The organism is Telluria sp. ZT3P26, from assembly GCF_059686035.1.
Map to the genome: position 1 here is coordinate 186,875 of NZ_JCASII010000004.1, position 14,247 is coordinate 201,121.

The 14,247-nt window shown below is 64.1% G+C and carries 17 protein-coding genes; 12 read left to right on the forward strand and 5 right to left on the reverse strand.

Annotated features, from left to right (window positions below):
- Nucleotides 1-9 precede the first annotated feature (9 nt).
- The 4 genes from AC56LN_RS14555 to AC56LN_RS14570 are packed head-to-tail and all read left to right on the forward strand — an operon-like array spanning nt 10 to nt 4,041.
- Complete coding sequence (locus AC56LN_RS14555; protein ID WP_482897418.1) at nt 10-1,200, forward strand: PilT/PilU family type 4a pilus ATPase; 1,191 nt, start codon at nt 10-12, stop codon at nt 1,198-1,200.
- A gap of 11 nt (nt 1,201-1,211) precedes the next feature.
- A complete protein-coding gene (gene rfaE2 / locus AC56LN_RS14560) occupies nt 1,212-1,685 on the forward strand; it encodes a D-glycero-beta-D-manno-heptose 1-phosphate adenylyltransferase (protein ID WP_258836587.1) in 474 nt (157 codons plus the stop codon).
- 5 nt (nt 1,686-1,690) lie between these two features.
- Complete coding sequence (locus AC56LN_RS14565) at nt 1,691-2,860, forward strand: aminotransferase class V-fold PLP-dependent enzyme (RefSeq protein ID WP_499572729.1); 1,170 nt, start codon at nt 1,691-1,693, stop codon at nt 2,858-2,860.
- Nucleotides 2,860-4,041 carry an SGNH/GDSL hydrolase family protein gene (locus tag AC56LN_RS14570; protein WP_499572731.1) on the forward strand — a complete coding sequence of 394 codons (1,182 nt, stop codon included), beginning with the start codon at nt 2,860-2,862 and terminating at the stop codon, nt 4,039-4,041. Before AC56LN_RS14565 ends, AC56LN_RS14570 begins: the two co-directional genes overlap by 1 nt.
- A gap of 4 nt (nt 4,042-4,045) precedes the next feature.
- Here AC56LN_RS14570 and AC56LN_RS14575 read toward each other — a convergent pair whose 3' ends face one another.
- The gene (locus AC56LN_RS14575; RefSeq protein ID WP_499572733.1) at nt 4,046-5,200 is read right to left on the reverse strand and encodes an epoxide hydrolase family protein; all 1,155 of its coding nucleotides are present in this window, start codon (nt 5,198-5,200) and stop codon (nt 4,046-4,048) included.
- A 64-nt stretch (nt 5,201-5,264) separates the two neighbouring features.
- Complete coding sequence (locus tag AC56LN_RS14580) at nt 5,265-5,696, reverse strand: pyridoxamine 5'-phosphate oxidase family protein (protein WP_499572735.1); 432 nt, start codon at nt 5,694-5,696, stop codon at nt 5,265-5,267.
- A gap of 75 nt (nt 5,697-5,771) precedes the next feature.
- Here AC56LN_RS14580 and AC56LN_RS14585 point away from each other — a divergent pair, with 75 nt between their 5' ends.
- A complete protein-coding gene (locus AC56LN_RS14585; RefSeq protein ID WP_499572737.1) occupies nt 5,772-6,485 on the forward strand; it encodes a TetR/AcrR family transcriptional regulator in 714 nt (237 codons plus the stop codon).
- Between the two features lie 161 nt (nt 6,486-6,646).
- Here the strand turns inward: AC56LN_RS14585 and trmL are convergent, their stop codons facing one another.
- Both trmL and AC56LN_RS14595 read right to left on the reverse strand, forming a co-directional pair.
- The gene (trmL, locus tag AC56LN_RS14590) at nt 6,647-7,117 is read right to left on the reverse strand and encodes a tRNA (uridine(34)/cytosine(34)/5-carboxymethylaminomethyluridine(34)-2'-O)-methyltransferase TrmL (protein WP_499572738.1); all 471 of its coding nucleotides are present in this window, start codon (nt 7,115-7,117) and stop codon (nt 6,647-6,649) included.
- Between the two features lie 24 nt (nt 7,118-7,141).
- Nucleotides 7,142-7,882 carry a ComF family protein gene (locus AC56LN_RS14595; RefSeq protein WP_499572739.1) on the reverse strand — a complete coding sequence of 247 codons (741 nt, stop codon included), beginning with the start codon at nt 7,880-7,882 and terminating at the stop codon, nt 7,142-7,144.
- A gap of 60 nt (nt 7,883-7,942) precedes the next feature.
- Between AC56LN_RS14595 and AC56LN_RS14600 the strand changes: the two genes are divergently transcribed.
- From AC56LN_RS14600 to AC56LN_RS14630, 7 genes are all read left to right on the forward strand, one after another.
- Nucleotides 7,943-8,857 (forward strand): methyltransferase domain-containing protein, encoded by a 915-nt coding sequence (locus AC56LN_RS14600; RefSeq protein ID WP_499572740.1) that lies wholly within the window; start codon nt 7,943-7,945, stop codon nt 8,855-8,857.
- Nucleotides 8,858-9,155: 298 nt separating this feature from the next.
- Entirely contained in the window at nt 9,156-10,349 is a 1,194-nt protein-coding gene (gene coxB / locus AC56LN_RS14605) for a cytochrome c oxidase subunit II (protein ID WP_499572741.1), read from the forward strand.
- A 39-nt stretch (nt 10,350-10,388) separates the two neighbouring features.
- A complete protein-coding gene (gene ctaD / locus AC56LN_RS14610) occupies nt 10,389-12,008 on the forward strand; it encodes a cytochrome c oxidase subunit I (RefSeq protein ID WP_499572743.1) in 1,620 nt (539 codons plus the stop codon).
- Nucleotides 12,009-12,018: 10 nt separating this feature from the next.
- Nucleotides 12,019-12,126, forward strand: coding sequence for a cytochrome oxidase small assembly protein (locus tag AC56LN_RS14615; RefSeq protein WP_482897440.1), 108 nt, complete (start codon nt 12,019-12,021; stop codon nt 12,124-12,126).
- Nucleotide 12,127: 1 nt separating this feature from the next.
- Nucleotides 12,128-12,709: a cytochrome c oxidase assembly protein gene (locus AC56LN_RS14620; protein ID WP_332533006.1), complete on the forward strand. Its 582-nt coding sequence runs from the start codon at nt 12,128-12,130 to the stop codon at nt 12,707-12,709.
- The gene (locus AC56LN_RS14625; RefSeq protein WP_183557016.1) at nt 12,696-12,905 is read left to right on the forward strand and encodes a DUF2970 domain-containing protein; all 210 of its coding nucleotides are present in this window, start codon (nt 12,696-12,698) and stop codon (nt 12,903-12,905) included. The genes AC56LN_RS14620 and AC56LN_RS14625 overlap by 14 nt, the downstream gene beginning before the upstream one ends.
- 80 nt (nt 12,906-12,985) lie before the next feature.
- Complete coding sequence (locus AC56LN_RS14630; protein WP_499572745.1) at nt 12,986-13,861, forward strand: cytochrome c oxidase subunit 3; 876 nt, start codon at nt 12,986-12,988, stop codon at nt 13,859-13,861.
- 156 nt (nt 13,862-14,017) lie between these two features.
- Here the strand turns inward: AC56LN_RS14630 and AC56LN_RS14635 are convergent, their stop codons facing one another.
- Nucleotides 14,018-14,218, reverse strand: coding sequence for a twin transmembrane helix small protein (locus tag AC56LN_RS14635; protein ID WP_482897442.1), 201 nt, complete (start codon nt 14,216-14,218; stop codon nt 14,018-14,020).
- Nucleotides 14,219-14,247: the final 29 nt, after the last annotated feature.

Sequence of the window (14,247 nt, forward strand, 5' to 3'; positions counted from 1 at the left end):
AAGGCCCGCATGTCCACCACGTTTGGCCCGGCGGAAGCCCAGGTCTATATCCATAAACTGCTCACGGTGATGCATCACCAGGGCGGTTCCGACCTCTTCATCTCGGCTGATTTCCCGCCGAGCATGAAATACCAGGGCGCCATGAAAGCCCTCAGCCAGCAGCGCCTGAGCGGCGAAGTCACTCGCGCGCTCGCGATCTCGCTGATGAACGATCGCCAGCGCGCCGAGTTCGAAAAAGAAATGGAGTGCAATTTCGCGATCTCGCTGCCGAACGTCTGCCGCTTCCGCGTGAACGTCTACGTGCAGCAGCAAAGCGTGGGCATGGTCGTGCGAACGATCTCGTCCGAGATCCCCAACTTCGAAAAGCTCGACCTGCCCGAGGTGCTCAAGGATGTCGTGATGACCAAGCGCGGCCTGGTGCTGGTCGTGGGCGGCACGGGCTCGGGCAAGTCGACGACGCTGGCGGCGATGATCGACTACCGCAACAACAACTCGGCCGGCCACATCATCACGGTGGAAGACCCGGTCGAATACGTCCATAAAAACAAGAACTGCCTGATCACGCACCGCGAAGTGGGCGTCGATACGCTGTCGTGGCATAACGCGCTGAAGAACACGCTGCGCCAGGCGCCGGACGTGATCCTGATCGGCGAGATCCGCGACACCGAAACGATGGAACATGCGATCGCGTTCGCCGAAACGGGCCACCTGTGCCTGGGCACGCTGCACGCGAACAATGCCAACCAGACGATGGATCGGATCATCAACTTCTTCCCCGAAGAGCGGCGCAACCAGCTGCTGATGGACCTGTCGTCGAACCTGCGCGCGATTGTCTCGCAGCGCCTGGTGCGCACCGAGGACGGCAAGGGCCGCAAGGCCGCCATCGAAATCCTGCTCAACACGCCGACGATTGCCGAAATGATCCTGAAAGGGAACTTCCAGAGCATCAAGGAAATCATGCACAAGTCGCGCGAGTTGGGCATGTGCACGTTCGACCAGGCCTTGTTCGAGCTGTACAACAAGGGCTTCATCAGCTACGACGAAGCGATCCGCAATGCCGACTCGGCCAATGGCCTGCGCCTGCAGGTCAAGCTGTCGGGCGAGCGCAAGGAGCCGGGGCTGCCTGCCGGCGGTGCGCGGCCATCCGAACTGTCGATGGCGCTCGACGAAGAGCCTGACGACGAACCGCCAAAACACTGAACTGATTATCCATGCCTTCATTTGAAAACAAACTCTGCACGCGCGCCGACCTGGCTGCGCGGATCGCCGCACTGCCAAAGCCGGTGGTGCTGACCAACGGCGTGTTCGACATCCTGCACCGCGGCCACGTGACCTATCTGGCGCAGGCGCGCGAGCTGGGCGCCTCGCTTGTCGTGGCGGTCAACACCGATGCGTCCGTCAAGCGGCTGGGCAAGGGCGACGATCGCCCGCACAACACGCTGGCCGATCGCATGGCCGTGCTGGCCTCGCTGGAATCGGTCAGCCTGGTGGTCGAGTTCGACGAACAGACAGCGCTCGAAGTCGTCCAGGAAGGCCGGCCAGACATCTATGCCAAGGGCGGCGACTACGTCATGGACCAGATTCCCGAAGGGCAGGCCGTGCTGGCCTATGGCGGGCGCGCGGTGGCGATCGACTTCGAGCATGACCGCTCGACCACCAAGCTGGTGGCGCGGATCCGGGGCTGACCGGCATGGCCAAGCTCCCTGTGATGCCGGCACTGGCCGGCCTGTATCCGGCGGCGCCCGACGGCATCGTCAATCTCGAGCACGGTTACTTTGGCGCGATGGCGCATCCGGTGCAGGCGGCGCTGGTCGAATCGGTCGACTATCTGAATCGGCATCTGAGCCCGTTCCTGCGCAGTGAACTCGCCGTCCAGCATGGCGCGGTGCTGTGCGCGCGGCTGGCCAAACTGATCAACGCCGAACCGCACGAGATCCTGCTCACGCGCAGCGCGAGCGAATCGATGCAGGTGCTGATCGGCCAGTACCACCGGCTGGCGCCGGGCGACGGCGTCCTGTGGAGCAATCTGGATTATCCGGCGATGCGCTACGCGATGGCCTGGCTGGAAGGGCGGCGTGGCGTGGTGCCGACCGAACTGCAGTTGACGCTGCCGTTGTCGGGCGACGCGTTGCTGGAACAGTATGCGACGGCGATCCGCGATACGCCCGGCCTGAAGCTGCTTTTGCTGTCGCAGGTGTTTCCGGCCAATGGCCAGTCGGTGCCGGTGCGCGAGATCGCCGCACTGGCGCGGGCGCGCGGCGTCGACGTGCTGGTCGACAGCGCGCATGCGCTGGGCCAGCTGCCCGTCGACGTGCAGGCGATGGGCATCGACTTCGCGGGCTTCAACCTGCACAAGTGGATCGGCGCGCCGCCCGGGCTGGGTTTTGCGTATATCCGGTCGTCGCGCCTGGACCGGATCGAGCCGCATTTCGGCGACCGCGATTATCCGGCGGACGATATCCGCGGACGCCTGCACGCTGGCATGCCGCCGATGAGCGCGATCATGGCTGCGCCGGTGGCGCTCGACGTGCATGCGCAGCTGGGCGGTTCGGCAGCAAAAGGCGTGCGGCTGGCGTGGCTCAGGAATTACTGGGTGCAGCGCGTGGCGGACCTGCCGGGCCTGCAGTTGACGAGCCCGTTGGTAGGCGACACGGCGCTGGCGGCGTTCACGATCGACGGCATGCGCGCGCGTGACCTGCAGGCGGCGCTGCTGGCGCGCTTTGGCGTGTTCACCGTGGAGCGCCACATTGGCGACGTCAGCCTCGTGCGCGCCACGGTGGCGCTGACGACCACGGTGGAAGAACTCGATCGCCTGGTCGAGGGCTTGACGGTGCTGACCCGCGAAGCGGCAGGTGCCTGATGACGACGACGCGCATGCACACGCTGTCGCCGATACCCGCAGACCTGATCCATGGCGCGGTCGAGCTCGAACAGACCGACGCCGGCCTGCTGCCGCAGCGTTTGCCGGCCTGGGCGCTCGCGCAGCACCCGGATGTGCAACTGGCGCTGGCCGCAGCGCAGCCATCCGGCGTGCGCCTGGCGTTCAGGACGACAGCCAGCGTCGTCGAGGTGCTGGTGCTGCCGACCAAGCGGCGTTACGGCAAGATGGCGCCGCGGCCCGACGGTATCTACGATTTGATGGTCGATGGGAAGCTGCTTGCCCAGGCGAGCGCGCCGGGCGGCAAGCTCCTCGAGATCGACATGATCAGCGGCGCCACCAGGGTGCATCCGGGCGAGCCGCACTGGCTGCGCTTTGCCGACCTGCCGGCGGGCGACAAGACCGTCGAACTGTGGCTGCCGCATGACGAGACGACGGAGCTGGTGAGCTTGCGCGCGGATGCGCCGGTGTCGCCGCTGTTGGCGAGCGGCCAGCGCCGCTGGCTCCATCACGGCAGTTCGATCAGCCAGGGCTCGAATGCGACCCATCCGACCGGCATCTGGCCTGCCGTGGCTGCCAGTCTGGCCAACGTCGACCTGTTCAATCTGGGCTTCGGCGGCAATGCCTTGCTGGATCCGTTCACGGCGCGCACGATCCGCGACTTGCCGGCGGACGTGATCAGCCTGAAATTCGGCATCAATCTCGTCAACACGGACCTGATGCGCGTGCGCGCGTTCGGGCCGGCCGTGCACGGGTTTCTTGACACGATCCGCGAAGGGATACACCGGACCACGCCGCTGCTGGTGATCTCGCCGACCTGGTGTCCGATCCACGAAACGACGCCGGGGCCGACCATGTTCGATGGCAAGGCGATGGAGCAGGGCAGGCTGCTGTTCCGGGCGATGGGCAATGATGCCGAGCGACGCCAGGGCAAGCTGACGCTGGGCGTCATCCGCGAGCAGTTGCAGAGGATCGTGGCGCAGCGGGCAGCGACCGATGCGCACATTCATTACCTCGATGGCAGCGCGCTGTATGGCGCCGACGACAACGCGCACTTGCCGTTGCCCGATGCGCTGCATCCGGACGCCGCCACGCACCGGCTGATCGGCGAGCGTTTTCATGCGCAGGTGTTTGCCGATGGCGTGTTCGGCCAGCGGGGCTGAAGGCTCAGCGCATCGTGCGGAACGTCGCGCGCAGATGCTCGACGAGAGTAGCCGGGTTTTCCATCGCCGCGAAATGGCCACCGCGTTCGGCTTTGCCAAAGAAGCGCAAATCGGCAAAGCGTGCTGCGGCCCAGCGCTCTGACAGCCGCATCTGCTCGCCTGGAAACATGCTGATGCCGGCTGGCAGGGGCAGCGGGGCGGCGGGCATGCTGCGCGCCATCTCTCGCGCGCCTTCCCAGTAAAAACGTGCCGAGCTCGGCCCGGTATTGGTCAGCCAGTACATCATCACGTCGTCGATCAGGCGGTCCGGCGCGATCGTGCGCTCAGGCTGGCCGTCGGTATCCGACACGTCCTGGAACAGCGCGTACAGCCAGCTGGCCAAGCCCACCGGCGAATCGGCCAGCGCGAACGCGACCGATTGCGGGCGCGTGCACTGCAGCTTCATGTAGCCTGAGTATTCCCTCTCGTAGCGGGCGGCGGCGTCCAGCATCTGTTGCTCTTCTGGCGTCGCGTCGGCGATTTCCTGTTTGGTTGGATGGAACATCACCATGTTCAGGTGGATGCCTGCCAGGCCCGGCACGCGCATGTGCGCCAGGGCGCTCGTGACGGCCGCGCCCCAGTCGCCGCCTTGCGCTACCCAGCGCTCGCCATAGCCGAGGCGGCGCATCAGTTCCGCGAAGGCCTGCGCCGTACGCCCTACGCCCCAGCCCGGTTCGGTCGGCTTGTCGGAAAAGCCGAAGCCGGGCAAGGCCGGAATCACCAAGTGGAATGCATCGGACGCGAGGCCGCCATGCGCTTGTGGCTGCGTCAGCGGACCGATCAACTCGCGAAATTCGAGCACGGAGCCCGGCCAGCCATGCGTCAGCAGCAGCGGGGTCGCATTCGGTTCTGGTGAGCGGATGTGCAGGAAGTGAATGCCCAGCCCATCGATGACCGTACGGCTGCTGCCCCATTCGTTGAGCGCGGCTTCCGTGCTGCGCCAGTCGTAGCCATCTTGCCACCGTGCCACCAGTGCGCGGATGCGGGCCAGTTGCGGGCCTTGCGAGGTGTCGTTCACGGTTTCGGCATCGGGCCAGCGTGTGCGCGCCAGGCGATCGGCGAGGTCGGTCAGGTCGGCGTCTGGAATATGGATGGGAAATGCGTCGATTGCAGTGTGCATGGCGAGCCTGTCAGGTCGGTGATGGGGTAGTGGGCAGGGCCAGCGCGGCCCCTGTCCTTTGGTTTCACAAAACGATCTCGCCCTGGTCGGCGCCATTCCAGTAGTGGATTCGGGCGGCGCGAACGCGTATCATCACCAATCCCAGCGTGTCGACGCCTTGCTCGAACCAATGATCGAGCCCTGTCGTCCAGTGCGCTGCAAACATGGCCTTGTCGCGAATCAGTTCCGCGGTGCCTTGTACGGCAATGAACAGCGGTGGCTGCCCGTGGGGCCCGGGAGCGTCGGTGAAGGTCAGGCCGACCGCCGCATCGCCTTCGATGTCGGCCACAGTACGAGCCTGATCGTAGGTGAAAAAGTAGCTGTCCCCGTCATAATCGACCTCGCCGTTGTTGCTCATGGGCCGGCTGGCAAAGGCGCCGCCTTCGGTTCGGGTCGAGAGCATGCCAAAATCAATTGCCCTCATATTGTCAGATAGAAATTTCAAACGCATGTCCATCGCTTCACCTTTGATTGAGAGTTCAGAAACTGAACTATACCATTCAGTTCAGTTTATTATGATGACTATTTCGCCATGCATTTGACAGCGAGCCCGCCAGAGCCGGACCAAACGCCCACCGCGCGCAAGCGGGGCGGTCGGCCGTCTGCCGAGCATGCCGGCGAAGTAGACCGCCGCATTCTCGATGCGGCAACGACGCTGTTCCTGCGCGCCGGTTTCGATGCCACGAGCTGCGACCAGGTCGTGGCGATGGCGGGCGCTGGCAAGGCGACGCTGTATGCACGCTATGCCAACAAGGACGCGTTGTTCAGCGCAGTTGTGCACCGCGCGCTCGAGGGCGTAGCGCCGGCTGCGCCCGATTTTCCGAATGCCATGCCGGTGCGGGAACGCTTGCATGCAGTTGGGCTGCATCTGCTTCAGCAGGCGCTCACGGAAGAGTCGGTTGCGCTACTGCGGGTCTGTTTGACAACTGCACAGCGGCTACCGGAATTGTCGCGACTGGTGGATCAGTCTGGGCGCGACAGCGGCGTGGCGAGCATCGTGGCCGCGCTGGCCGGGCCGGCGCCTTCGCCTGACGGCGTCGCAGCGGCCACGGCCATTGCACAGCGTTTCATCGATCTGGTGATCGTGCCGCAGCAGATGCGCGCCCTGGTTGGCGACCACCGCGAGCAACTCGACGCCGCCGCGCCGCGCCGGGTCGACGAGGCCATCGACCTGCTGGCCCGCGCCGGTATGCTGGATGCCTTCGAGCGAGTGCCACACGCTGGCACAAGCGGGGGTCAGGTCTGACATTTGGACACAAGCTCTACAACAAGCCGGGGTCAGGTCTGGCATTTGGACACAAGCTCTACTGTGATCCAGCGACCGTACCCCTCCCAGCAGTCGAGCCCGTGTCCGAATGTCAGACCTGACCCCGGCTTTTGTGACCCCGGCTTTTGAGTGGTGCCGGTTCAGGCGCCGCCGGCGTAGCCGTTCTGGCGCCAGGCTTCGTAGACGACGACGGCTACCGTGTTCGACAGGTTCAGGCTGCGGTTGTCGGGTCGCATTGGCAGGCGGATGCGTTGGGCGGGTGGGAAGGTCTCGCGCAGGGCGGGGGGCAGGCCTCGCGATTCCGGGCCGAACACGAACACGTCGCCCGGCTGGAACTGGGCGTCGGCGAAGGGTGCCGAGCCGTGGGTGGTCAGGGCGAACATGCGCGCCGGATCGGGCTGGGCGTCCGCCAGGAACGCATCCCAGTCCTTGTGCACCTTCATTGTCGCGTAGTCGTGGTAATCGAGGCCGGCGCGGCGCATCTTGGCGTCGTCCAGCGGAAAGCCGAGCGGCTCGATCAGGTGCAGTTGCACGCCGGTGTTGGCGCACAGGCGGATCACATTGCCGGTATTCGGCGGGATTTCTGGTTCGACCAGGACGACGTGGAACAACGTGCTTCTCCTTGATGATGAGGCTTATCCATGCGGCGGGGTGCGCGCGAAGACGATGTTCGTCACGCGCGCGGCGCCCGCCTGTTTCAATACGGCGGCGACTGCTTCCAGCGTGTGGCCGCTCGACATGACATCGTCGACCACGCCCACATGCCGGCCGCGTAGGTCGAACGTGCCGCTCACGCCAAACGCGCCGCGCACGTTGTTGCGCCGTTCCCCGGGCGCAGCGCCCGATTGCGGCGCTGTCTCGCGCAGCCGTTCCAGTAACCGTGGCGTCAAAGGCAGGCCGAGCGCGCGGGCCAGCGGGCGCGCAACTTCGAGCGCCTGGTTGTAGCCGCGTTCGATCAGCCTGGTCGGCCCCAGCGGCACCGGGCACAGCACGTCCGGCACTACCGGCGCTGAAGGCGCACTGCGCACGATCGCCCCATGCAGCACGCGCGCCATCCACGGCGCCAGCGCCAGTTGTCCGCCAAATTTCAGTTGCAGCACCAGACTGTCGAGCGGCGCTGCGTAATCGCAGGCTGTCCAGGTGGCGTCGAATGACGGTGCATCCGCCAGGCAGGCGCCGCAATGCCGCGACACGTCCAGTGTGCCGGTCGGATTGGCGCAGCACGGGCAACGCGGCACGGCCAGCACATACGCCCGCTCACATTCGGCGCACACCGCCGCCCGCGCATGCCCGCCGCACAGTGCGCAGCAGGAGGGCAGCAGCGTGTCCAGCAGCGCGTGCAGGAGGCGCATCGGCAGCGGGCGAAGGTCCGGCATCGGCTCGGCGTCCCACAAACGGTTAAACTGACCACATTATCTCATCACGCACCCGATCCCATGGCATCTCCTCAATCCCCGTCCACGCTGAGCGCGCCCATTGACCTGTCGCGCGTGCGCAACCTGTTCGCGCGGCCCGAGCGTATTGCATCGTCGGATTTCCTGCGCCGCGAAATCGCCACGCGCATGCATGAACGCCTGAGCCTGGTGAAGATCATCCCGAAGCAGGTGCTCGACGCCGGCTGCGGTCCCGGCGGCGACCTGGGTCTGCTGCAAAAGACCTATCCCTCGGCGCAGATCGTCGGCCTGGATGGCGCCGGCGCCATGGCGCGCGCGGCGAAGAAGCCGGGCGCCTCGGGTTCGCTGAATCAGTTATTGAGCCGGTTGATGCCGGCCAAGGCAGGTGTCGACATTCTGTGCGGTGACTACGGCAACCTGCCGCTCGGCCCGAACTCCGTCGATTTGCTGTGGTCGAACCTGGCGTTGGACTGGCATCCGTTGCCCGACCGCGTGTTTGCCGAATGGCGCCGCGTGCTGCGCGTCGAGGGCTTGCTGATGTTTTCCAGCTTCGGCCCCGACACGTTTACCGAACTGCGTACGGCATTTGCCGCGCTGGATGCATACCCGCACACGTTGCCATTTGTCGACATGCACGATTTCGGCGATCAACTGGTCGAGGCGGGTTTTTCGACGCCGGTCATGGACATGGAGCGCATCACGGTCACTTACGACACGCCACAGGCGCTGCTGCGCGACGTCCGTGCGCTGGGCGGCAATCCGCTCGAATCGCGCCGGCGCGGGCTGATCGGCCGCGCGGCCTGGCAGCGGATGCTCGCCGCACTCGAGGCGCAGCGCCTCCCCGATGGCAAGCTGGGCCTGACGTTCGAAGTGATCTACGGCCATGCGTTTCGCCCGGCGCCGCGCACGACGACGGCCGGCGAATCGATCGTCCGCTTCCAGCCGCGCAAACCGTAATGTCGCCCGCGTGCATGGTCAAATTGGCCAGCCCGCGATATTCCTTGAATAAAAATTAGTGCTTTAGATATAATCAATTGCTATTTTTCATGTCTAGCCGATAGAATCGTTTGAAAAAGCGGTATCGCAAGGCGCGAAACCAGAACAGAAACAAAAGCAGAAAAAGAATTGCAGCAGCCGCAGAGATGCCCCGGCACGGCATCGGTGTTCTGCGGCCAGCACGGAGCGGCGTCGTTCGTTCGTGGAATGGCTGACCGTTTAAAAATAATTCTTATTTTTTGGGTGGTTGGGGACATACATGACATATGCAACGCGACTTCGGGCCGTGCTGTACGGCTGTGCCGTACTCGGCGCCGCCGCTGGCTCTGCGCCGGCGTGGGCGCAGCAACTGACGGGCCGGCCTCAGGAGCATCAGCTCAATATGCAGGCCCCGGTCACTGCCGTTGGCGCCGACATCTACGGCTTGCACACCTGGATGATGATCGTCTGCCTGGTGATCTTCGTCGCCGTGTTCGGCGTCATGTTCTACTCGGTGTTCAAGCACCGCAAGTCCCTGGGCCACAAGCCGGCCACCTTCCACGAATCCACCGCCGTCGAGATCGCCTGGACGATCGTGCCGTTCCTGATCGTCATCGGCATGGCGCTGCCGGCCACCAAGACCGTCGTCGCGCTGAAAGACACGTCCAATGCCGACCTGACCATCAAGGCCACGGGCATGCAGTGGAAATGGGGTTACGACTACCTGAAAGGCGAGGGCGAGGGCATCTCGTTCCTGTCGAATCTGTCCACGCCACGCTCGCAGATCGGCGAGCCCGGCGTGGCGCCGACCGAAGCGCGCACCGCGAACTACCTGCTCGAAGTCGATAACGAGATGGTCGTGCCGGTCAACAAGAAGATCCGCATGGTATTCACGGCCAACGACGTGATCCACGCCTGGACCGTGCCGGCGTTTGCCATCAAGCAGGATGCCATCCCCGGCTTCGTGCGCGACGGCTGGTTCAAGGCCGAGCAGATCGGCGTGTATCGCGGCAACTGCGTCGAGCTGTGCGGCAAGGACCACGCGTTCATGCCGATCGTCGTGCGCGTCGTGTCCGACGCCGACTACACCGCCTGGGTCGCAGGCAAGAAAAAAGAGATGGCGGCGCTGGCCGACGATCCGACCAAGGTCTGGACCATCGACGAACTCAAAACCCGTGGCGAAGCCGTCTACACCGCCAACTGCGTGGCCTGCCACCAGGTCAATGGCAAGGGCATCCCGGCCGCGTTCGCAGCGCTGGATGGCTCGCCGAATGTGCTGGGCAACAAGGCGCACCAGATCGACATCCTGCTGCACGGCCAGAAGAGCGGCAAGTTCCCCACCGCGATGCCGGCCTGGCCGCAATTGTCCGACACCGAGATTGCCGCCGTGATCACCTATACCCGCAATTCCTGGTCGAACAAGGCTGCGGAAAATATCGTCCAGCCGGCCGAAGTCCTGGCCGCCCGCAAATAATGTCCGCCACCAACGCACGTAAAGAGCAGGGGTAACGCCATGAGCACCACGACGATCGACCACGCACCGGGTCACGGCAATGAGCACGGCAATGAGCACGCACACGACGAACACCACGACCATCCGCACGGCTGGCGGCGCTGGGTGTATGCCACCAACCACAAGGACATCGGCAGCCTGTACCTGTGGTTCTCGTTCATCATGCTGCTTTCGGGTGGCGTGCTGGCGCTGATGATCCGCGCCGAGCTGTTCCAGCCGGGCCTGCAGTTCGTGCGCCCCGAATTCTTCAATCAGCTCACCACGATGCACGGCCTGATCATGGTGTTTGGCGCGATCATGCCGGCCTTCGTCGGCTTCGCCAACTGGATGCTGCCGCTGCAGGTCGGCGCGTCCGACATGGCGTTTGCGCGCATGAACAACTTCTCGTTCTGGCTGCTGCCACCGGCCGCGATCCTGCTGGCCACGTCGTTCCTGGTGCCGGGCGGCGCCACCGCCGCCGGCTGGACGCTGTACGCGCCGCTCTCGACGCAGATGGGCCTGGGCATGGACATGGCGATCTTCGCGATGCACATCATGGGCGCCTCGTCGATCATGGGCTCGATCAACATCATCGTCACCATCCTGAACATGCGCGCGCCCGGCATGACCCTGATGAAGATGCCGATGTTCTGCTGGACCTGGCTGATCACCGCCTACCTGCTCATCGCCGTGATGCCGGTGCTGGCCGGCGCGATCACGATGACGCTGACCGACCGCCACTTCGGCACCTCGTTCTTCAACGCCGCTGGCGGTGGCGATCCGGTGATGTACCAGCACATCTTCTGGTTCTTCGGCCACCCCGAGGTCTACATCATGATCCTGCCGGCGTTCGGCATCGTCTCGCAGATCATTCCGGCGTTTGCCCGCAAACCGTTGTTTGGCTACGCCTCGATGGTCTACGCGACGGCCTCGATCGCGATCCTGTCGTTCGTCGTCTGGGCCCACCACATGTTCACGACCGGCATGCCGGTGACGTCGCAGCTGTTCTTCATGTACGCGACGATGCTGATCGCCGTGCCCACCGGCGTAAAGATCTTCAACTGGGTTGCCACGATGTGGAAGGGCTCGATGACGTTCGAGACACCGATGCTGTTCGCAGTCGGCTTCATTTTCGTGTTCACCATTGGCGGCTTCACCGGCCTGATCCTGGCGGTGACGCCAATCGACATCCAGGTGCACGACACCTATTACGTCGTGGCCCACTTCCACTACGTGCTGGTGGCCGGCTCGCTGTTCGCACTGTTCGCGGGCTTCTATTACTGGGCGCCTAAATGGACCGGCCACATGTACCCGGAAGCGCGCGGCAAGATGCACTTCTGGCTGTCGCTGATCACGTTCAACATCACGTTCTTCCCGATGCACTTCCTGGGCCTGGCTGGCATGCCGCGCCGCTATGCCGATTACGCGGTACAGTTTACCGACTTCAACATGATCGTCTCGATCGGCGCCTTTGGCTTCGGCTTCAGCCAGGTGTACTTCCTGTTCGCGGTCGTGCTGCCGACGATCCGCGGCGGCGCCAAGGCGCCCGCCAAACCGTGGGAAGGCGCCGAAGGCCTGGAATGGACCGTGCCGAGCCCGGCGCCGTTCCACACCTTTGAAACGCCGCCGCTGGTGAAATAAGGGGATACCGATGAACCGACCAGGCAAACCCAACAACCTGAAAACCGCGCTGTGGCTGGCCGGCCTGGCGCTGTTCTTCTTCATCAGCGTGTTCGTCAAGTTCACGCTGCTGAGCTGATATGGCCACCAGCCTCAAGTTGCTGCGCCTGAACCGCCGCACCTTCGGCAAGCTGGTGGTCGTGGCCGTGGCGATGTTCGGCTTCGGCTATGCGCTGGTGCCCGTGTACCGGCAGATCTGCGAGGTGCTGGGCATCAATGTGCTCACGCAGCAGGATGGGTTTGTTGCGGCGCCGACCAACAGCCAGGTCGACAAGTCGCGCACGATCACGATCGAGCTCGACGGCAATTCGCAGGGCCCGTGGCGGTTCCGGCCGACCACGCGCAGCATCGACGTGCATCCGGGCGAACTGGCCACCGTCATGTACGAGGTCGTCAACACGCAGGGCAGGGCGGTGAAAGCGCAGGCGATTCCCAGTTATGCGCCGCAGTCGGCCACGCCGCACTTCATGAAGGTCGAGTGCTTCTGCTTCCGCGAGCAGACGCTGGCCCCGAACGAAGCGCGCCAGATGCCGGTGGTGTTCTTCATCGATCCCAAGTTGCCGCGCGAAGTGAAGAACATCACGCTGTCGTACACGTTCTTTGAAATTGGCGGGGCGTTCAAGGCCGCTGCGGCGCCGAAAGAAGGCGATGCAAACGGATAAGCCCCATCAGCGCAAGGGCAGTTTTCTGGCCAGCATGAAGGCCGTGCTGTGGTCGTTCTTCGGGGTGCGCAAGCGCGCCGATTACGAGAACGATGCGGCCAGCCTGAACCCGGTCCATGTGATCGTCGCCGGCCTGATCGGGGTGGCGATCTTCATCGGCCTGATCATGCTGGCGGTGAGTTTCGCGGTGGCATAAGTACGTCATTCCCGCACAGGCGGGAATCCAAGCAAGCATGCATGACGCAACAATCAACAGCATTGCCCGAGGAGATACAGATGAGTTCGTCACAACCAGCTTCGCCAACGGCCGCCGCGCCTTATTACTTCGTTCCCGGCCCCTCGCGCTGGCCGCTGCTGGCCGGCCTGTCGATGCTGGTGACGATGGCCGGCGCGTCCGGCTGGGTCAACGGGTTGCCATTCGCGGCGCCCGTGTGCCTGACCGGCATCGTCGCGATGCTCGTCGTGCTGTACTTCTGGTTCGGCGAAGCCATCGGCGAATCCGAATCGGGGCTGTACGGCAAGCGCATCGACTTGTCGTTCCGCTGGTCGATGAGCTGGTTCATTTTCTCGGAAGTGATGTTCTTTGGCGCGTTCTTTGGCGCGCTGTTCTATGCACGCGTGATTTCGATGCCGTGGCTGGGCGACCTCGATCACCAGATCCTGTGGCCTGATTTTTCGGCGCACTGGGGCAATACGGGACCGGCCGGCATCGTTGAAGGCTTCCGCACGATGGGGCCGTTCCCGATCCCGACCATCAACACGGCGCTGTTGCTGACGTCGGGCGTGACGCTGACCATTTCGCACCACGCCCTGCGCGCCGGCCACCGCGCCAAGACGGCGTTCTGGCTGGCAGCCACCATTCTGCTGGGCGCCGTGTTCATGGGCTTCCAGGTGTATGAATACATGCACGCCTACCAGGACCTGAATCTCAAGCTCACGTCGGGCATCTACGGTTCGACCTTCTTCATGCTGACCGGGTTCCACGGTTTTCACGTGACCATGGGCGCGATCATGCTGTCGGTCATTTTGTACCGCGTGCTGCGCGGGCATTTCACGGCCGAGCACCACTTTGGCTTTGAAGGGGCGGCGTGGTACTGGCACTTCGTCGACGTGGTGTGGCTTGGGTTGTACGTGGTGGTGTACTGGCTGTAACGGGGGTGGGGCGATGGTTGAACGCGTGGAAGGCGGAGCCTTCCACCCTACGGTTATCTGGCACCGTCTGTAGATGTCGCGCATCGTAGCGTGGACGGGGCCCCCGTCCACGCGTTCACGCTGCTACGCCGTCATCCATCCTGATCCACGTGCAACTCAACGCAATCCGGTCGGCGCAATCCACCCCATCTGGTGCGCCGTCAGCAGGCACAGGAACAGCACGATCGACAAGCCCACCCGCAGCGCCAGCGCATTGACGGTGCGGTTGGTGCGCCCCTTGTCGCGCATCATGAAGAACAGGGCCGACGCCAGGCTGGCCAGGATCAGGACGAAGGCAATGGCTACGAAGATTTTCATGATGGACCCGCGAAAGGTTGAGAATTCAT